15 protein-coding genes are annotated in these 18676 nt (G+C 61.3%); 4 read left to right on the top strand and 11 right to left on the bottom strand.

Going from position 1 to position 18676, the window contains the following annotated elements:
• Positions 1 to 208: 208 nt before the first annotated feature.
• The 4 genes from NQL71_RS15985 to NQL71_RS15970 all read right to left on the bottom strand — a co-directional run bounded on the left by NQL71_RS15985 (position 209) and on the right by NQL71_RS15970 (position 6490).
• Positions 209 to 1528 (bottom strand): MFS transporter, encoded by a 1320-nt coding sequence (locus NQL71_RS15985; RefSeq protein WP_046818842.1) that lies wholly within the window; start codon positions 1526 to 1528, stop codon positions 209 to 211.
• Positions 1529 to 1730: 202 nt separating this feature from the next.
• Positions 1731 to 3062 (bottom strand): two-component system response regulator MifR, encoded by a 1332-nt coding sequence (mifR, locus tag NQL71_RS15980; protein WP_046818841.1) that lies wholly within the window; start codon positions 3060 to 3062, stop codon positions 1731 to 1733.
• Positions 3047 to 4822, bottom strand: a complete 1776-nt coding sequence (gene mifS, locus NQL71_RS15975) for a sensor histidine kinase (RefSeq protein WP_248686859.1) — start codon at positions 4820 to 4822, stop codon at positions 3047 to 3049. Before mifS ends, mifR begins: the two co-directional genes overlap by 16 nt.
• 144 nt (positions 4823 to 4966) lie before the next feature.
• Positions 4967 to 6490 carry a fumarate hydratase gene (locus NQL71_RS15970; protein ID WP_008061943.1) on the bottom strand — a complete coding sequence of 508 codons (1524 nt, stop codon included), beginning with the start codon at positions 6488 to 6490 and terminating at the stop codon, positions 4967 to 4969.
• 323 nt (positions 6491 to 6813) lie between these two features.
• Here NQL71_RS15970 and NQL71_RS15965 point away from each other — a divergent pair, with 323 nt between their 5' ends.
• Positions 6814 to 7920 (top strand): GGDEF domain-containing protein, encoded by a 1107-nt coding sequence (locus tag NQL71_RS15965; RefSeq protein WP_274643001.1) that lies wholly within the window; start codon positions 6814 to 6816, stop codon positions 7918 to 7920.
• Positions 7913 to 8848: an iron-sulfur-binding ferredoxin reductase gene (locus tag NQL71_RS15960; RefSeq protein WP_077185267.1), complete on the top strand. Its 936-nt coding sequence runs from the start codon at positions 7913 to 7915 to the stop codon at positions 8846 to 8848. The genes NQL71_RS15965 and NQL71_RS15960 overlap by 8 nt, the downstream gene beginning before the upstream one ends.
• Before the next feature lie 337 nt (positions 8849 to 9185).
• Here the strand turns inward: NQL71_RS15960 and pyk are convergent, their stop codons facing one another.
• Positions 9186 to 10637, bottom strand: coding sequence for a pyruvate kinase (gene pyk / locus NQL71_RS15955; protein WP_046818836.1), 1452 nt, complete (start codon positions 10635 to 10637; stop codon positions 9186 to 9188).
• A gap of 172 nt (positions 10638 to 10809) precedes the next feature.
• On the opposite strand from pyk, the gene NQL71_RS15950 reads away from it, so the two are divergent.
• Both NQL71_RS15950 and NQL71_RS15945 read left to right on the top strand, forming a co-directional pair.
• Positions 10810 to 11184: a tetratricopeptide repeat protein gene (locus NQL71_RS15950; protein ID WP_046818835.1), complete on the top strand. Its 375-nt coding sequence runs from the start codon at positions 10810 to 10812 to the stop codon at positions 11182 to 11184.
• A gap of 241 nt (positions 11185 to 11425) precedes the next feature.
• On the top strand, positions 11426 to 11785 hold the full coding sequence (locus tag NQL71_RS15945) for a PilZ domain-containing protein (RefSeq protein WP_274643000.1): 360 nt from the start codon (positions 11426 to 11428) through the stop codon (positions 11783 to 11785).
• A gap of 33 nt (positions 11786 to 11818) precedes the next feature.
• Here the strand turns inward: NQL71_RS15945 and NQL71_RS15940 are convergent, their stop codons facing one another.
• The 6 genes from NQL71_RS15940 to NQL71_RS15915 are packed head-to-tail and all read right to left on the bottom strand — an operon-like array spanning position 11819 to position 18538.
• Positions 11819 to 13150 carry a DUF58 domain-containing protein gene (locus tag NQL71_RS15940; protein WP_046818833.1) on the bottom strand — a complete coding sequence of 444 codons (1332 nt, stop codon included), beginning with the start codon at positions 13148 to 13150 and terminating at the stop codon, positions 11819 to 11821.
• Positions 13147 to 14148, bottom strand: coding sequence for an AAA family ATPase (locus NQL71_RS15935; RefSeq protein ID WP_046818832.1), 1002 nt, complete (start codon positions 14146 to 14148; stop codon positions 13147 to 13149). The genes NQL71_RS15940 and NQL71_RS15935 overlap by 4 nt, the downstream gene beginning before the upstream one ends.
• The gene (locus NQL71_RS15930) at positions 14145 to 15308 is read right to left on the bottom strand and encodes a DUF4350 domain-containing protein (RefSeq protein ID WP_046818831.1); all 1164 of its coding nucleotides are present in this window, start codon (positions 15306 to 15308) and stop codon (positions 14145 to 14147) included. The genes NQL71_RS15935 and NQL71_RS15930 overlap by 4 nt, the downstream gene beginning before the upstream one ends.
• Positions 15305 to 16852 carry a DUF4129 domain-containing protein gene (locus NQL71_RS15925; protein WP_274642999.1) on the bottom strand — a complete coding sequence of 516 codons (1548 nt, stop codon included), beginning with the start codon at positions 16850 to 16852 and terminating at the stop codon, positions 15305 to 15307. Before NQL71_RS15925 ends, NQL71_RS15930 begins: the two co-directional genes overlap by 4 nt.
• Positions 16839 to 17816 carry a stage II sporulation protein M gene (locus tag NQL71_RS15920; RefSeq protein WP_046818929.1) on the bottom strand — a complete coding sequence of 326 codons (978 nt, stop codon included), beginning with the start codon at positions 17814 to 17816 and terminating at the stop codon, positions 16839 to 16841. The genes NQL71_RS15925 and NQL71_RS15920 overlap by 14 nt, the downstream gene beginning before the upstream one ends.
• Positions 17813 to 18538, bottom strand: coding sequence for an RDD family protein (locus NQL71_RS15915; protein WP_274642998.1), 726 nt, complete (start codon positions 18536 to 18538; stop codon positions 17813 to 17815). The genes NQL71_RS15920 and NQL71_RS15915 overlap by 4 nt, the downstream gene beginning before the upstream one ends.
• Positions 18539 to 18676 lie beyond the last annotated feature (138 nt).

Raw genomic sequence — 18676 nt, 5'->3', positions numbered from 1 at the left:
TAAGGCCGTCAGGCTTTTTCGCTATCAGAAGCTGAATGAGCGAATCGCAGTCAATCGAGTGGACGTGTTCAGGATGGCGGGCGGGCATTAACTCGTGATTAATCCGTCTGACGCTGTGCACGACAGATTTTTCCTACAGCGCTCAGGACAAACAAAAAAGGGGGCAGATCCCGACGGACTGCCCCCTTTTGCCAAGACGCGCCTGGACTTAGTCGGTGAGGATCCGCGAATGCTTGCGGGTGTCTTTCATGGTGATGTAGACCAGCAACGACACGGCGATGCAGGCAGTGACATACCAGTAGTAACCGGTTTCCATGCCAATGCTCTTGAACCATAGCGCGATGTATTCAGCGGTGCCGCCGAAGATCGACACGGTCAGGGCATACGGCAGGCCCACGCCCAGGGCGCGAATTTCGGTCGGGAACAGTTCGGCCTTCACTACCGCGTTGATCGAGGTGTAGCCGCTGACGATGATCAGCGCCGCCATGATCAGGAAGAACGCGCCCCACCAGGTCTGGATGGTGTGCAGGGTGGTGAGGATCGGCACGGTGAACAGTGTGCCCAGAATGCCGAAGGCAATCAGGATTGGTCGGCGGCCGATTTTGTCCGAGAGCCCGCCGATGATCGGTTGCAGGCACATGAACAGGAATAGCGTGGCCGCAGAAATGGTGGTGGAGTCGGAGATGCTCATGCCGACAGTGTTCACCAGGTATTTCTGCATGTAGGTGGTGTAGGTGTAGAACGCCAGCGTACCGCCCATGGTCAAGCCGACCACGGTCATCAGTTCTTTTGGATGGCGCATCAAGGTGCGCATCGCGCTTTCCTTGGCCTTTTCCTTCTTGGTGAAGGACTCGGTTTCTTCCATGCCGCGACGCAGGTATAGCGCGACCACGGCACACAGCGCGCCGATGGCGAACGGGATGCGCCAGCCCCAGGCATACAGTTCTTCGGTGGTCAGTACGTTTTGCAGGATGATCAGTACGGCCAGCGCTATGAGCTGACCGGAGATCAGGGTCACGTACTGGAAGCTGGAGTAGAAACCACGACGTTCCTTGGTCGCCATTTCGCTGAGGTAGGTGGCGGAGGTGCCGTACTCGCCACCGACCGACAGGCCCTGCAGCAGACGGGCGAACACCAGCAGGATCGGCGCGCCGATGCCGATGATTTCATAGCCGGGGCTCAGGGCGATCAGCAGAGAGCCAAAGCACATCAGGTACACCGAGGCCATCAGCGCCTTTTTGCGGCCCACCTTGTCGGCGTACAGGCCCATCAACCAGCCGCCGATCGGACGCATCAGGAAACCCACGGCGAAGATCGCGGCGGTATTCAGCAGTTGTGCGGTGGTATCGCCTTTGGGGAAAAAGGTCTTGGCGAAGTACAGCGAGAAAGCGGCGTAGACATACCAGTCATACCACTCGACCATGTTGCCCACGGAACCGCTGAAGATCGATTTGATGCGGCTGGAGGTGGTTCGTTCTTTTGTCGGCACGGCAGCCGACCCACGGGGCAGGGTATTGGAGTTATCCATTGAAGGATCCTTCGTTTAATTATTTTTTGTGGAGCGCGCGTTAACGCAGCCTGCGGGGGCTATAGCAGGAGCTGTGCCAACAGGGAGAAGGCCGGTTTAGAGGGGTTTGGTAGAGTGGATGAGCGGAAATCCGCTTATGAAGGAATGGCTGTGAGCGGAAATTCGCCGAGCCTGATCGTTCCCACGCGGAGCGTGGGAACGATCATTCACCGAGGAACATCTCCCGGTTCAATCCATGCCGCTGCATTTTTTCATTGAATGTCCGGCGCGGCAGTTGCAGCTCTTCGAGCACCGCTTTCACATCACCCTTGTGCCGGGTCAACGCCGCGCGCAGGCACTGCGCTTCAAAGGCTTCCTGTTGCGCCGCCAGTGACTGCCCGGGCTCTATGCCCGCCGGTACAGGCTCGCCAAGTCCCAACACCTGACGCTCGGCAACATTCGCCAGTTCACGCACATTGCCCGGCCAGTCGTGACTCAACAGATGGCTCAGCTGCGGCCCGCTCAACGGCGCAAAGGTGCGGCCCAGGCGCTCGGCGGCACTGCGGGCAAAGGCCTCGTACAACAACGGAATGTCTTCGCGGCGGTCGCGCAAGGGTGGCAGGCGCAACTCAGCGACGTTCAGACGGTAAGCCAGGTCCTCGCGAAAACGTCCGGCCCGCGCTTCCTCGAGCAAGTCCGGTTTGGTCGCGGCGATGATCCGCAAGTCCACGCGAATACTTTGGTTTGAACCCAATCGCTCGAGCTTTTGCTCCTGCAACACCCGCAACAATTTCACCTGCTGCGCCAGGGGCATGCTTTCGATTTCATCGAGAAACAGCGTGCCGCCATCGGCGTATTCAAGCTTGCCGATGCGCTTGCCCTGGGCGCCGGTGAATGCGCCACTTTCGTGGCCGAACAGCTCGGCCTCGAACAGTTGTTCGGGGATGGCCGCGCAGTTCAAGGCGACGAAGGGTTTATCGGCACGTGGGCCGAAGTCGTGCAGGCAACGGGCAACCAGCTCCTTGCCGCTGCCGGTTTCGCCGCGGATCAAGACATTGACCGGGAGCGCCGCCAGATCGAGCACCTGCCGGCGCAAGGTCTGCAAGCTACGGGAAACACCGAGCAAGGTGGCGTCAAGTTTGGCGCGGTTGTCCGCCTGTTCGTGCAGGGCTCGGTTTTCCAGGACCAGCCGGCGCTTGTCCAGCGCCCGGCGCAAACTGCCGAGGAGGGTTTCAGGGCTGAAGGGTTTTTCCAGGAAATCGTAGGCGCCATCGCGCATCGCGTCGACCGCCATGGGGACATCGCCGTGGCCCGTCAGCAGAATCACCGGCAAATCGGCGTCGCGGCGCTGTACTTCGGCCAGCAGTTCCAGGCCGCTCATGCCGGGCATGCGCACGTCGCTCAGAATCACCCCGGCAAAATGCCTGGGCAACTGCGCGAGGCACTCGTCGGCGCGGCTGAACAACTGCACTTCGAAACCCGACAGGCTCAGCCATTGCTCGACGGCGCTGCGAATGCTGCTTTCGTCGTCGACCACCATCACTGAATTGAGCATGAACCGTGCGCCTCCAGGTCGATCGGCAAGGTCAGGGAGAACACCGCGCCTTTGTCATGATTATCCGCCGTCAGGCGTCCACCCGATTCATGAACGATAGCGAAGGACACCGCCAGGCCGATACCCAGGCCATCGCCCACCGGTTTGGTGGTGAAGAACGGGTCGAACACTTTCGACAGATGTTCTTCGGCAATCCCGCCGCCGTTGTCGATGACGCTCAGGCGCCACGCTTGCTCTTCGGCTTCGAGGCGAATCTCCAGACGCTTGCAGGGTTTGTCCTGCATCGCATCCAGGGCATTGCGCAGCAGATTGATCAGCACTTGCTCCAGGCGAATCGCATCGCCACGCACCCAGGCCGGTCGCGTCAGGTGCAGCACGGTGCTGACCTGTTCGTCGCGCAATCGTGTGTCGAGCAGTTGCAGCGCCTGGTCCACCACCGAGGCCAGGTCCAGGCGTTCGCGCAAGCCACTGGGGCTTTTGCGGGCGAAGGTCTTCAGGTGACCGGTGAGCGCGGCCATGCGCGTGAGCATTTCATCCAGCGGCTTGAGCGCCTTGTAGGCTTCGTCGACCCGGCCGTGATCGAGCAGCAGCCGCAGGGTCGCCAATTGCATGCGCTGGGCGGTCAGCGGCTGGTTGATCTCGTGGGCGAGGGCGGCGGACATCTGGCCGAGGGCGGCCAGTTTGGCCGATTGCACCAGGCCTTCCTGAGCGGTGCGCAGGTCGCGGGTACGTTCTTCAACCAGTTGCTCGAGTTCTTCGCGGCTGCGCTGGCGCAGTTTGGCCAGGCGCCAGCGCTGGTTGAGAAACAGCAGCAGAAACACCAGCGTCAGCCATATACCCGCTGCAGCGAGTGCGGCGTTACGACTGTCTTCAAAGGCAACCTGCGGGCGGCGCAGCAGGTGCAGGGTCCAGCCTTCGGCGGCCAGCGGCAGGGATTCCCACAGGTAATCGGCCGGGCCGTCGGGGCCATCGACCCGTGCCAGGTCGCTGTTTTCGTCGAAGCGGCGCAATGATCGGTATTCAAGCGGCATCAGCGGCTGCTTGTCGTATTGGCGGGTGGTCTTGAGTTCGGCGCGATCGATGTCGCTCAGCGGTTTCAGGTGCCGATAGCGCCAGCCCGGCTGGTTGGCGATGAAGATGATGCCGCGGGCGTCGCTGACCAGCAGGGTGTCGCTACCCTGGCGCCATTCGCGTTCCAGCTCGGGAAACTCCAGTTTCACCACCATGGCGCCGAGAAACTGGCCATCGTCGTTAGTCACCGCGCTGGAGAGGAAGTAGCCCGGAATTCCACTGGTCACCCCCACGGCGTAAAAACGCCCGGTGCCTTGGGTGCGGGTCTGGTTGAAGTAGGGGCGAAAACCGTAGTTGTGGCCGACGTAGCTGCTGGGCAAACGCCAGTTGCTCGCTGCCACGGCCAGGCCGGTGCGATCGAGCAGTTCCAGGGTCGAAGACTCGGCGGCGCCGTTGATCTGTTCCAGTTTGCGGTTGAGCACCTCCTGTTGCCCGGGGCTCACCGGGCCTTTGAGTGCGTCGCGCAATTGCGGGTCGAGTGCCAGCACCGAGGGCAGGGCGCGGTAGCGTTCGATTAGGGTATGCAGGGAGGTGGCATACAGCGCCAATTGCTGATTGGCACGGGCTGCGTCATCGACCAGTGACTGGCGCACGGTTTGACGAACGGCCAGGGTCGCGGCGAGGGCGGCGCCAGCGATGATCAACAGGGTATACAGCGCCAGGCGCAAAGGACGAGAGGATTCAAACATGCTTGGGTATTACACAGGTGTACGGGGGCGCACCATACCATGGGGCTTTGCTGTCATCCCATAAAAGCGGCTCTTGCAAAAGCAGGCAATAAAAAAGGCGACAGGAGCATCCCCCTGTCGCCTTTTTCGTGCCGGTCGAAGCGCTTACTGCACTTCTACCGCCAGGCTTTCACTGATCTTTTGCTGCCAGATGGCAGGACCGGTGATGTGCACGGACTCGCCCTTGCTGTCGACCGCAACGGTCACAGGCATGTCCTTGACGTCGAACTCGTAGATCGCTTCCATGCCCAGTTCGGCGAAAGCGACAACGCGGGATTTCTTGATCGCTTGCGCCACCAGGTAAGCCGCGCCGCCCACTGCCATCAGGTAAACGGCCTTGTGGTCCTTGATCGCGTCGATGGCGGTAGGACCGCGCTCGGATTTGCCGATCATGCCCAGCAGGCCGGTTTGCTCGAGGATCTGGCGGGTGAACTTGTCCATCCGCGTCGCGGTGGTCGGGCCAGCCGGGCCAACCACTTCTTCGCGAACCGGATCAACCGGGCCGACGTAATAGATGAAGCGACCCTTGAGGTCCACCGGCAGGGTTTCACCCTTGTTCAGCATCTCGACCATGCGCTTGTGCGCAGCGTCGCGACCGGTGAGCATCTTGCCGTTGAGCAAGACGGTTTCGCCCGGTTTCCAGCTCTGCACTTCTTCCGGGGTCAGGGTGTCGAGGTTGACGCGACGGGCCGACGGGCCGGCTTCCCAGACGATTTCCGGGTAGGCGTCCAGCGGTGGCGCTTCCAGCGAGGCCGGGCCGGAACCGTCGAGCACGAAGTGGGCGTGACGGGTGGCGGCGCAGTTCGGGATCATGCACACCGGCAACGAAGCGGCGTGGGTCGGGTAGTCCATGATCTTCACGTCGAGCACGGTGGTCAGGCCACCGAGGCCCTGGGCGCCGATGCCCAGCTGGTTGACCTTCTCGAACAGCTCCAGGCGCATTTCTTCAATGCGGTTCTGCGGGCCACGGGCCTTCAGCTCGTGAATGTCGATGGATTCCATCAACACTTCCTTGGCCATGACCGCGGCTTTCTCGGCGGTGCCGCCGATGCCGATGCCGAGCATGCCCGGTGGGCACCAGCCGGCGCCCATGGTCGGAACGGTCTTCAGAACCCAGTCGACGATCGAGTCGGACGGGTTGAGCATGGCCATTTTCGACTTGTTCTCGGAACCGCCGCCCTTGGCCGCCACGTCCACTTCCACGGTATTACCCGGGACGATGGAGTAATGGATAACGGCCGGGGTGTTGTCCTTGGTGTTCTTGCGAGCGCCCGCCGGGTCGGCGAGGATCGAAGCACGCAGGACGTTTTCCGGCAGGTTGTAGGCGCGACGCACGCCTTCGTTGATCATGTCGTCCAGGCCCATGGTGGCGCCATCCCAACGAACGTCCATGCCCACCCGGACAAACACGGTCACGATGCCGGTGTCCTGGCAGATCGGGCGGTGGCCGGTGGCGCACATGCGCGAGTTGATCAGGATCTGCGCCATCGAATCGCGAGCTGCCGGCGATTCTTCACGCAGGTAGGCCTCGTGCATCGCCTGGATGAAATCCACGGGGTGGTAGTAGGAAATGAACTGCAGGGCGTCGGCAACGCTCTGAATCAGGTCGTCTTGCTTGATCACGGTCATGAGTCGCGCTCCTCTAAAAGACGGGAACATTCAATAAGGTGCTTGCAGCTTGGGTGCATCGGTCGGTTGCAAGCACCTTTCAAGGCACGCCGGGCATGCTGGCGCGACGCTAAAAAGGCGCGGCAGTATAACGCGCCTTGCTGGCGGGTACACGCGCCGGTGGTCAAACCTTGGTCTCATTGTCGTAGCCGATCCCCGCTATGGGCAAAGTGCCTGCAACCCCTGAAAATTGAATGGTCATTTATCGGCCGCACCACTAAAGTGGCAATCGGTCTGTAGAGTAGGACGCTCTGTCAGTCTCCTTTCATAGGGTGAGTCAACGATTGACCCATAACGCCATCCAGCGCCTGTTGCTCAAACGTTTTGCCCTCGCGGCCGGCACCTATGCCTTGGCTTTGCTGCTGCTGTGGCTGGCGTTTTTTACCGGTCATTACGATGAGCCGCTGGCCAATGTCGCCGTTGGCAGCGCACTCGTGGTCATCAGCCAGGCGGCGTTGTTCGTGGTGTTCTACAGCGGCTGCAACCTGCGTTTTTCCGACCCCAGCCTGACCGAGGCGCAGGTATTGCTGGGGCTGGGCTGGCAAACCTGGCTGATTGTCAATCTGGATGAGGCACGCGGCGCGTTCCTGGTGTTCTACGTGCTGATTCTGTTGTTCGGGCTGTTTCATCTGTCGCGCCGCGCGTTTGCCCGGTGCGCGTTGCTGGTGTTCTTCAGTTTCAGCGCGATCACGCTGTGGGAGGGCTACCACTTTCAGCTGGCCGACCCGGCGCTAGCGGTGTTGCAGGTGTGCGTGCTGTTTATTGTCCTGGTCTGGCTTGAGGTGTACGCCCGTCACGTCCAGGCTTCACGCCTGCGCATGCGCCAGCGCCGCTTCGCCTTGCAGGCGCACCAGGACACGTTGCGCGGGATGATGCGCCAGCTCGAGGACCTGGTGGCTACCGACGAGTTGACCGGGCTGTTCAATCGCCGGCATTTCCTGAGCCTGGCTTCACGGGAACTGGAAGCCATGGAGGCCGGCGTCGTGCATGGCCTTGCGCTGATCGATCTCGATCATTTCAAGCGCATCAATGACCTTCACGGCCATGCGGCTGGGGATCAGGTGCTGCAGGCTTTTGCCGGCGTGGCGTCGGCCTGCCTGCGTGACGGTGATGTCCTGGCACGCTACGGCGGAGAAGAGTTCGTGGTGTTACTGCCTGATTGCGATGCCGAACGGTTGACCGCCTGTTGCGAGCGGCTGCGCATCGCCTTTACCGATGTCCAGCTGATTGGCTTGAAGGTGGGCAGTCTCAGCCTTTGCGCCGGCATGACCCTGCTGGAAATGGGCGATGATCTCGATGAAGCCTTGCAGCGGGCAGACCAGGCGCTTTATCGCGCCAAGCGTGACGGCCGCAATCGTTGCGCGGCGGCATGGGAAAATGTCGATGCCTGAATTACGCGTGGGCGATCGCCAATGGTCGGTGACAGCCGGCACAAACCTGCTCGATGCCCTGAATCAGAACGGTGTGCCCGTACCCTACAGCTGTCGCGCCGGCAGTTGTCATGCGTGCCTGGTGCAGTGCGTGCAGGGGTTGCCGAGCGATAGCCGCCCCGATGCCCTGAGCGCGGAGCAGCGTCAGCAAGGCTGGCGCCTGGCCTGCCAGTGCCAGGTGGTCGAGGACTTGCAAGTGCACACCTTCGACCCGCAACAGGACGGTCGTCCGGCCGAGGTCGCCGCCGCCGATTGGTTGAGCCCCAACGTATTGCGCTTGCGCCTGACTGCACTGCGGCCATTGCGCTACAGGGCCGGCCAGCATCTGGTGCTGTGGGCGGGTAACGTGGCGCGGCCGTACTCCCTTGCCAGCCTCCCGGAAGAGGACCGCTTTCTCGAGTTTCACCTCGATTGTCGCCAGTCGGGGGAATTTTGCGACGCAGCTCGTCAGCTAAACATCGGTGACCCGATCCGTCTCGGCGAGTTGCGCGGCGGGGCCTTGCAATACGACCCGGACTGGCACGACCGACCGCTGTGGCTGATGGCGGCCGGCACCGGATTGGGACCTTTGTTTGGGGTGTTGCGAGAAGCGTTACGCCAAGATCATCGAGGCGCCATTCGCGTCATTCACCTGGCGCACGATGCCAACGAGCATTATCTGGCCAAACCACTGCAAGCCCTGGCGGCCAGTCGCCCGAACCTGACGGTTGAATTCTGGACGCCGGCCGAGTTACCAGCGGCCTTGACACAACTGCGTCTTGTTTCCCGACAAACCCTGGCCTTGGTCTGCGGAGCCCCCGACAGCGTCGACGTCTTTGCCCGGCGCCTGTATCTGGCGGGACTGCCGCGCAATCAGCTGTTGGCCGACGTGTTCCTGAGCCGTGGCTGAACGCTGATATTTCAGTGGTCGGCCACTCTGACCATCCCGTTGGCGATCCGCGGGTGCAACGTGTCAGCCGTGGTAGCGAATTACAGCACTCCTGAATTCTGATAGGCCGGCAATGACAATTTTGTCGTTTGTGCTGCAACTGAAATGGTCATTTCTCTCTCCCTGGAATGTTCTGCAGGCATATCTGCAGTTGTTCATTAGTAAAACCGCGGAGGAAAAATAGGAACTGTCAACGTTGACGGCTGGCGCTTGGCCATTAGAGAGAACTGACTCCTTCAAACGAAAAAAAGCCCCGCCATTCACATGGCAGGGCTTTTACTTTTCAGCGCTCGATCACTCAGACCATTGGATCGCCAACGTGCAGGATTTTCATGCCGTTGGTGCCGCCGGTGGTGTGGTAGCTGTCGCCCTTGGTCAGGATGACCCAGTCGCCTTTCTGTACGACGCCGCGCTTGACCAGCTCGTCGATCGCCTTCTGGCTGACTTCGTTCGGCGCCAGCGACGCCGGGTCGAACGGGATGGTGTACACGCCACGGAACATGGCCGCGCGGGCCTGGGCTTCGCGGTGCGGGGTGAACGCATAGATCGGCACCGAGGAGCGGATGCGCGACATGATCAGCGGGGTGTAGCCACTTTCGGTCAGGGCGATGATCGCCTTCACGCCCGGGAAGTGGTTGGCGGTGTACATGGTCGCCAGTGCAATGCTTTCGTCACAGCGCGTGAATTCCTTGCCAATACGGTGGCTGGAGGTCTTGCTGGTCGGGTGCTTTTCAGCGCCGACACAGATGCGCGCCATCGCCTGAACGGCTTCCAGCGGATACAGGCCGGCAGCACTTTCGGCCGAAAGCATCACGGCGTCGGTGTAGTCGAGCACGGCGTTGGCTACGTCAGAGACTTCAGCGCGGGTCGGCATCGGGTTCTGGATCATCGACTCCATCATCTGGGTCGCCACGATCACGGCCTTGTTGTGGCGGCGTGCGTGCAGAATGATCTTCTTCTGGATGCCCACCAGCTCGGCGTCGCCGATTTCCACACCGAGGTCGCCACGGGCCACCATCACGGCGTCGGAGGCTTTGATCAGGCCGTCGAGGGTATCGTCATCGGCCACGGCTTCGGCGCGTTCGATCTTCGCCACCAGCCAGGCAGTACCGCCGGCTTCATCGCGCAGTTGACGGGCGTATTCCATGTCGGCGGCATCGCGCGGGAAGGAAACCGCGAGGTAGTCGACTTCCATTTCCGCAGCGAGCTTGATGTCAGCCTTGTCTTTTTCAGTCAGGGCCGGAGCGGTCAGGCCGCCACCACGACGGTTGATGCCTTTGTGGTCCGACAGCGGGCCGCCGATGGTCACGGTGCAGTTCAGTTCGGTGGCAGTGGCGGTATCGACGCGCATCACCACGCGACCGTCGTCGAGCAGCAGCTCGTCGCCTACACCGCAGTCCTTGACCAGGTCCGGGTAGTCGATGCCGACCACTTGCTGGTTGCCTTCGGTCAGGGGATGGCTGGTGGAGAAGGTGAATTGATCACCGATCTTCAGCTCGATCTTTTTGTTGGCGAATTTGGCGATACGGATTTTCGGGCCTTGCAGGTCACCCAGCAATGCAACGAAACGGCCGTGCTTGGCGGCCAGGTCACGCACCAGCTTCGCGCGAGCCTTGTGCTCGTCGGGGGTGCCGTGGGAGAAGTTCAGGCGGGCGACGTCCAGGCCAGCCAGGATCAGCTGTTCGAGAACTTCCGGCGAGTTACTGGCCGGGCCAAGGGTGGCGACGATTTTGGTACGACGGACGGACATGCAAAGACTCCTGAGTTCAAGCGCTGAGTGAGGCTACTATGCTCTTGGGGTGTAGTCATTGTTCATGTGCACTACTTATTCGTTTGTTTATTGAACCGAACACTTTTGGTTGTCGGCAGCCTGAAGATTTTGAGCCATGGGTCGATACAGAACTCAAGTCAGGAGAACTCCCATGCGATTCGTGCTCATAGCCGTCCTTGCCCTCAGTGTCGTGGGCTGCACCCGTTGGTCGATGAACCATCATTTGAATCTTGCCTACAGTGCCTATGACCGCGGTAATTGCGAGCAAGTGACACTCGAGCTGTCCAAGGTCGAACGCGCCAGTCGCGCGCGGCCTTATGTGTGGCCGGAAGTGTCGATGCTGCGCGGTCTGTGCCTGGAGCGGCAGAAACTGTTTGTCGATGCGGCGCAAACCTACCAGTTCATTATCGCGTCATACCCGCAAAGCGAATACGCCTACCGCGCCCAGGCGCGCCTGGAAACCTTGCAAGCGCTGGGTCACTACCCGCTGCGCAGTTCGGCGGCGGTGCGTCCTACCCGCTTCTGATTGTGATTATCATTGGGTGGCTGGCTCACCGGCGACGGTGAGCTATAGTCGAATAAAGCGGTTTGGAGCCTCGCCTCGAAACCGACGTAACACCCGTGATCGGCAGGAGTAAGCGGCAGCGGTTCATGGACTGTCGCACCAGGAACGGGGAGAGCGCGCCCATGCCTTATGCAACAGCGGGCAGGCACGTTCCGAAGCATTAGTGCGGCCCTGCTTAAGGGCCTGGCTGGGCGAATTGCGCATGTTCACTGACCGCCGTATCGAGCGGCATCAACTGCCGTACTTTCTGAAAGTGTTCAACAGTGTCACCGACAAGCCGATTGGGTTTCTGGGCAACGTCTCCGAAGACGGGCTGATGCTCATCAGTCAGTTGCCGATGATGATCGGTGCCGATTTCGGTTTGCGCCTGAAAATCCCCGCGAGCGGCGGGTGTATGCAGGTCATCGATTTGCAGGCGTGTTGCTTGTGGTGCCACGAGGACGAAACACCCCACCATTACGACGCCGGGTTCAGCCTGCAACGGGCACCGCCGGAGTATGGGCAGTTGGTGGAGGCATTGAAGCAATACTTCAGTTTCCAGCCGTTGCCGGCTTCGGCCTGATCTGGCCAGCGTTGCGCCGGGAGAAGAGCGGCTCTAAATCGTTCCTGCTTTTTTCCAGTTCAGATAACGCGAGACCAATGCTGGGCCCAGCGCCTCAGGCTGCATGTCCACTACCTGAACTCCATGGGCGTTCAAACGCTCATGGAGTGCTGCGCGTGAATTCAGGTATTGAACGGTCCCGCAATAGACCAATGCCTCCGACAAGGTTTGCACCGGCAATAGTCGTGTTGTATCCAGGACATTTTCCCGCAAGCTTGCGACCAGCACCTGATGCTTTTTGCTCAATCGCCTGACGGCGGTCAGCAGTTCTTCATCGTCTTCGTCGCGCAGGTTGGTCATCAGCAGCACCAGCGCCCGGCGATTCTGTCGAGCCAGCAGTTGGGTGGTAGCCGCTTGATAGTCGGCGCTGCGTTGGGTGCTCTTCAGGTCGTATACCGTGTTGAGCAAGACGTTGAGCTGGCCGGCGCCTTTCACGGGGGCGAGATGGCACGGGTGGTCGCTGGCAAAAGTGCTGAAGCCGACCGCATCCCCTTGGCGCAATGCGACGTAGCTCAGCAGCAGGCAGGCATTGAGCGCGTGATCGAAATGCGCTAATTCACCGTCCTGGCTGCGCATGCGTCGACCGCAATCGAGCATGAAGATGATCTGCTGGTCGCGTTCGTCCTGGTACTCCCGGGCAATCGGTGTGCGTTGACGGGCGGTGGCTTTCCAGTCGATCTGGCGCAAGCTGTCGCCTTCGCGAAATTCCCGTAATTGATGAAACTCCAGGCCCAGGCCACGTCGTTGCCGCTGGCGCACACCGAGTTGGTTGAGCCAGTTGTCTACCGCCAGTAGTTGGCCGCCGTAGAGTCGGGCGAAGTCCGGGTAGACCCGGGTGTTGTCGGTCACGTTCAGCAGGCGTTTGCCGGACCATAAGCCCAATGGACTCGGCAGATTGATCTCACAGTGATCGAAGGTGAAGTGGCCACGCTTGAGCGGGCGCAGGCGATAGCCGACGTGGCTGTGCTGGCCGGGAAGCAGTTCGATCGACAGGGGCAGGTTCTCGAAGCTCAGACCGTCGGGTACGTGGTCATGGACCCGGATGTTCAGTGGCAGGGCAAAGTCGTGCTCGACTTTAAGTCGCACTTCACTCCAACGGCCGAGGGCCAGGCTACCGGGCATTTGTCGTTGTACGCGGGGGGAGGGCAGGCGTTTGAGACGCAGGGCGTCGAGCATAGCCAGGGCCAATAGCGCCAGGAGCAAGCCCCAGTTGATCGAGAACAGCGTTGATGGAACGGCAATGTCCAGTGCCTGCAATGTGCCCAGTGCTATGCCGATCAGCAGCAGGATCGCAAGCCAGATCAGCAGCAGGCGCGAAGGTTTCAAAGGCGTGGCGCCGGTACTTGATCGAGCAGTTGCCGTAGCACGTGATCGACGTCCAGACCTTCGATATCCAGCTCCGGCGCGATGCGCACGCGATGGCGCAACACTGACAGGGCGCAGCCTTTGATGTCGTCTGGAATCACGAACTCGCCGCCTCGCAACAAGGCCCGGGCCCGCGCGCAGCGCACCAGCGCAATGGACGCACGAGGCCCGGCGCCGAGGGTCAGGCCGGGCCAGCTGCGGGTGGTGCGGGCCAGGCGCACGGCATAATCGAGGACCTGTTCATCCATTGGCAATTGGCTGGCAATGCGTTGCAGGACCAGCACGTCCTTGGCTTGCAGCACGGTGCGCAGCGGTTGCACGTCGAGCATGTCTGCCCGGGTCGAGCGGCTGACCTGACGCACCATGTTCAACTCCTGCTCGGCATCGGGGTAGTCCATGCGCACCTTGAGCATGAAGCGATCCAGCTCGGCTTCTGGCAGGGGGTAGGTACCTTCCTGTTCGATGGGGTTTTGTGTGGCGAGCACCATGAACGGCTGAGCGATCGGCAGGGCGCGGCCTTCGAGGGTGACCTGGCGTTCCTGCATGGCTTCGAGCAGTGCAGCCTGGGTTTTTGCCGGGGCGCGGTTGATCTCGTCGGCCAGCAACAGGTTGGTGAACAACGGACCTTTGCGCAGTTTGAATTGCTCGGTCTGCAAGTCGTACACCGCATGCCCGGTGACATCGCTGGGCATCAGGTCCGGGGTGAACTGGATGCGCGCAAAATCGCCGCCGAAACAACGTGCCAGCGCCCTGACCAGCAACGTCTTGCCCAGCCCCGGTACGCCTTCGAGCAACACGTGGCCGCCGGCGAGCAATGCTGTCAGCACGTCGTCGATGACCGTGTCCTGGCCGATCAAGGCTTTTTGCAATTCATGGCGCACCGCCTGGGCCAACTGGCTGGCGCGCTGGCGTTGCGCAGTGGCGTGATTGATTGCATCGGGCTCGGTCGGTTGACTCATAACGCATTCCTCAGGTTTTGCAGACGGGCGACTTGGCGGCTGAATTCAGCGCTGGAAAGCCGCTGTCTCGGCCGCGGGCTCATGGCTTGGCTGACCGCGCTCGTGGGTTGGCCGCTCAAGCGGGCGAGTACCCGCCATTGTTCGGCAACATCGAATTGTTCGTAGCCGGGATGGCGATGTCTCACACGGCGCAGTACGTCTTGCTGCAAGGCTTGCAGCAGGCTGTCCTGGCCATTGTGTCGCAACATGAAATCGGCGCTGGCGCGCAGGTGGTCCTGCCACTGGTGGCGAGCTTTGGGCTGCGGTTGCTGCAATGGGCCATGGCGCACGCCGAAGTGCCAGAAAGCCAGCCCGATAAGGGCGACCAAGGCGACCAACGCCTGGGGGAAATGCCGCAGCAGCAATGTCAGCAGGCTATCGTGCTCGGCGTTGAACAACAGGGTCACATCGGTATCGACAGTCAGGTACCAGAGCAGCCAGGCATTGTCGTATTGATCGATGGCCGGGGTTTTCCACAGGTCGGCATCGGTCACCACAATGATCGAACCGAGGCCGTGGTTGAGTTGCATCATATGGGTGGCCTTGCCACTGTTGGCCCAGGCCTGGGCGAGGTTTTTCGGGTCTTCGAGATGGAACGCGGTATCGAAGCCGGCGTAGGCCGGTGCGTCTTCATTTTCCAGATAGAGTTTGGTCAGCTGCGGGTAGGGATCGCCCGGGGTGTCGGACGGCGGATCCTTGAGGTCTTTGCTCAGCGATTGCTGCAGTTGCACCCGATCAAGCAACAGGTCATTGCTTTGCCCGGTCTGCTCATCCCATAGCGATTGAGCAACAAACAGCAGGCGCCCGCCGGCCCGGGTCCATTCCAGCACTTGATCGATCTGCCTGGGCGTCATGTTGTAGCGGTCGCCGAACAACAACAGGCTGTGATGGTTCGGCGTCAGGCTGGGCAGGATGTCGAGACTGTTGGCATGGCTGACACTCAGGCCTTGTTTGCGCAGGAAATGCTCGGCGGCCAGGTAGGGATTAGCCTGGGCTTCAGGCGCCGGGCCGTGGTCGATTTCGGCCGGATAGGGCGTTGCCTTCAGGTACAGATAAATCATCAGTGTGCCGAGCAGCACAGCGCTCACCGCGCTGACGATATGCCAGGTGCGTCGGTTCAACGGACGCCTCCCGGGTCAAATACGCCACGCCAGCCATCACACAGTTGGCGCTGCACATGGGCGGGCGGCAGTTGGTGCCCGTAGGCCATGTTTTGCCAGTGGGTGGTCAGGTCCTTGCTGAAGGCCAGCAGGGCCGGTTGCTGCAGTTGCTCGATGCGTTCCAGGACCTGGCCTTCGGTGTCGGCGGCCTTGAGCGGGATATCGAAGTCGTGCAACAAGCGGCTGAGCAGGGCGCGATAGAGCAAGCCAAGCGCTGCGCGCGGGTTGCTCTGCCAGAGGTGTTCGGCACTGGCAGCGATGTCCGGGGGCAGGGTTTCGCGGTCGAGGTCGAGGCCGAAGGCCTGTGCTGGAAGTGGACGTGGGGCTTTCTCAGCGAGGCGCGGGCGGCGGCTGACGAACGCCTGCAACCACTCACGATAGTGCCAGACCAGGACCCCAATGGCGCCGATCACGGCTGCCCACAGCATGACTTCGATCAGCGTGGCCAAGGCGCCGAAATGCTGCTTGTCAAACATCTGGAGCAACGCTTTCAGCCATTGGGGTGTGATGTCGTCATCCGCGCTTTCGTCGGCGGCCTGGTTTTCGCCGAAGCGATAACGGGTGATGGTTTCCCGGTTCTTGAACGGAGGTTGATCGAGGATCGCCTTGATGCTGTCCCGGGATGCCTGGCTGGTCAATGATTGCTCCAGCAAGCGCGGGCTGTCGGGTGCTGCAGGCGCTGGCCCCGCCGCCCAGACGGTGGATGCGATCGGCACCAGCAAGGTCGCCGCCAGCAACAGGGCAAGGGTTGCGCCGCTCAGGCGCTGGGAAAGGCGGCGAAACACCAGCTCGATATCCCAGGCTTCGAGCGCGGTGCGCCGGTTCAGATACAGGCTGAAGCCTGCGGCCACGTAGACCGGCTCCCACACCACCAGCACCAGGGCGTAGAACCCGTTGGACAGGTGTTCCAGCCAGTGCCAGTCCTGCGTCGCGGCGCTGATCAGCGTCTGCCAGCTCCAGTCGAGTGCGACCTGTTGCGGCAACAGCAGGTAAAACAGCACCATCAAACCGATCCACAGCGCGCTTTCAAGGTGCACACCGATCACCGTCAGCCAGCGTGCCGCACCAGCGTCGCGCTGCAACAACACCTGCAATCGCTGTTGGCGTGCCTCACCGCTCAGGCCTTCGAGCTGTAACACGGGCAGCAGGAAGCTGCGACTCAGGCTCAGGCGTCGCCAGGTCAGGCTGGCCAGCAGTTGCGGCTTGAGCAACCGTGGCCATTGGTAAAGTGCCTGTTTGAGGGTGGGCGTTTCACCGAAGATGGCTTTGGAGAGGATGTATAACGGTAAGCGTTCGAAGGCCGGCTTCAGCCACCAGAAGATGAACACGGCCAGGGTCGGCGAATCCCACAGCAACCAGGTGAGCAGGGCGAAAACCGGCAAGGTGACAAACGCCCAACTGGTCATCAGCAGGCGCCGGTGGCGCTGGCTCAACAGCACGCCGAGATCCATGGCTTCCCAGGAGGCTCTCGGGCGAATGACCACTGTGGTGTCACTCAGGCGCATGGCGGCTCCTTCCGGCGAATAGCAGGTAAACCGCCACCAGCACCCAGAGGGCTGCACCGACCAGGTATTTGGCCAGGGGCGCCGGGGCTGTCCGCGACGACCAGTAGGCTTCGATAAATGCCGCAATCAGCAGAAACATCATGACTCCGCAAATCAGCAGCACGCTCTTGCGGGCCATCAGGAGCAAGGATTCGGCACGGGGCAGGCGTCCCGGTGCGATCAACGCCCAACCCAGTTGCAGGCCGGCGGCACCCGCCAGGGCAATGGCCGTCAGTTCAAAGGCACTGTGCCCCACCACGAATGACCAGAAGGTTTGCCCATAGCCCATATGCGTCAAGTGCCCGGCCACCGCACCGATCATCAAGCCGTTGTAGACCAGGAAAAAAGCGCTGCCCAAGCCAAACAGCAAACCGCTGGCGAACGTCTGGAAGGCGATCCCGATGTTGTGCGTGATGTAGTAGCCGAACATCGCCCAGTCTTCACTGGCTGCCCGCTCCACGGAGCGCCCCAGGTGACCGGCATCGGGGTCGTACATGCTTTGTATCTCGCTGACCTGTTCGACCGGAATCAGGTTATAGACCAGCTCCGGAAACAGATACACCAGCCCTGCAAACACGATCAGGCTGCCGAAAAACATCAGGCTGGCGGCGAGTACGAAGCGCCATTGTTCGCGTACCAGACGGGGGAAGCCGGCCAGGATGAAACCCAGCGCATTGGCCCCCAGCTGGCTGCGATGCCGATAAAGTTGCTGGTGCCCACGCAACACCTGTTGCTGCAGTGAGTCGATCAGGAAGCTGCTGTAACCACGCTCGCGAGCCAGTGCAAGGTGTTGGCACATGCGCCGATAATCGGCCGGGAAATGAGCGGCGCCCTCGGCTTGCCTGTCCCGCTCCAGCCTGTCCAGCAACAGGGAAAACTGCTCCCATTCGGCCATGTGCCGGTGTTCGAAATGGCTTTGTTTCATGCCGGCCCCAACAAGCCATGGGCGATGCCGTTGAGTTCGGCCATGGCTTGGGGTGGCGGAACCTGCAAGGGGCGCGCGAGGATCGAGGCGAGCTCGTTGACCCTGGCGTCGGAAAGCCCGGCCTGGCGTTCGGCGAACCCTAGGATGGCGCGCTGCTCGGACAATGTCAGTGCAAAAGGTGGGCGCCGGGGTGGTGAAGGTGGCAGTTGCGGGCGGGTGAGCGGCTGTTCGCGGTAGACCACCAGCGTGCCGGCGGCCAGGTCACCGAGGCGCTTGAAGCTGGAATGTTGCAGGCAACTGATGGCGCCGAGGAAGTAGCCGAAGGGCAGCATGTCGACAGACCGCAACAGGTTGCGCAGCAGTGATGCAGACCAGCCAACGGGCGTGCCATCGTCCTGGATGACACGCAGGCCCATCCATTGTTTGCCCGGTGAACAGCCTTGGTTGAAGACTTCGAACAGCACCATGTACCACCAGCTCACGGCGAAGAGCAGGATCGATCCCAGCCCCGCACCGAGTTTTCCGAGCATCGCCAGGGCAACGAACAGCAGGCCCAGGATCAACCCGCGCAACGCCAGGTCGATGGAAAACGCCAGGGCGCGCACCATCAACCCGGCCGGGCGCAGTGGCAAGTCGATGCCTTCGGGCGTTTCGACCTGGTACCGCGTGTCCAGTGGCGGGGACAGCGTTGCTTTCCGTGGCAGTGCTGTAGTGTCGAGCATAGGCAACCTGATGGTGTGGCCTGATCGGTTTGTCTCTTCACGGGATGCTAGCAGCCTCACCGGGAAAAACGACATAACTATGTATTGCACATTGCGTAGCCAGGGATGATTGAATGGCGCGATTGCTGGCCGGAGCGG

Origin of the sequence: Pseudomonas serbica (assembly GCF_028823535.1) — a bacterium.
In the GTDB taxonomy this organism is placed as follows: domain Bacteria; phylum Pseudomonadota; class Gammaproteobacteria; order Pseudomonadales; family Pseudomonadaceae; genus Aquipseudomonas; species Aquipseudomonas serbica.
The sequence above is the reverse complement of the archived record's forward strand: the minus strand, read 5'-3'. Positions and strand labels throughout refer to the sequence as shown.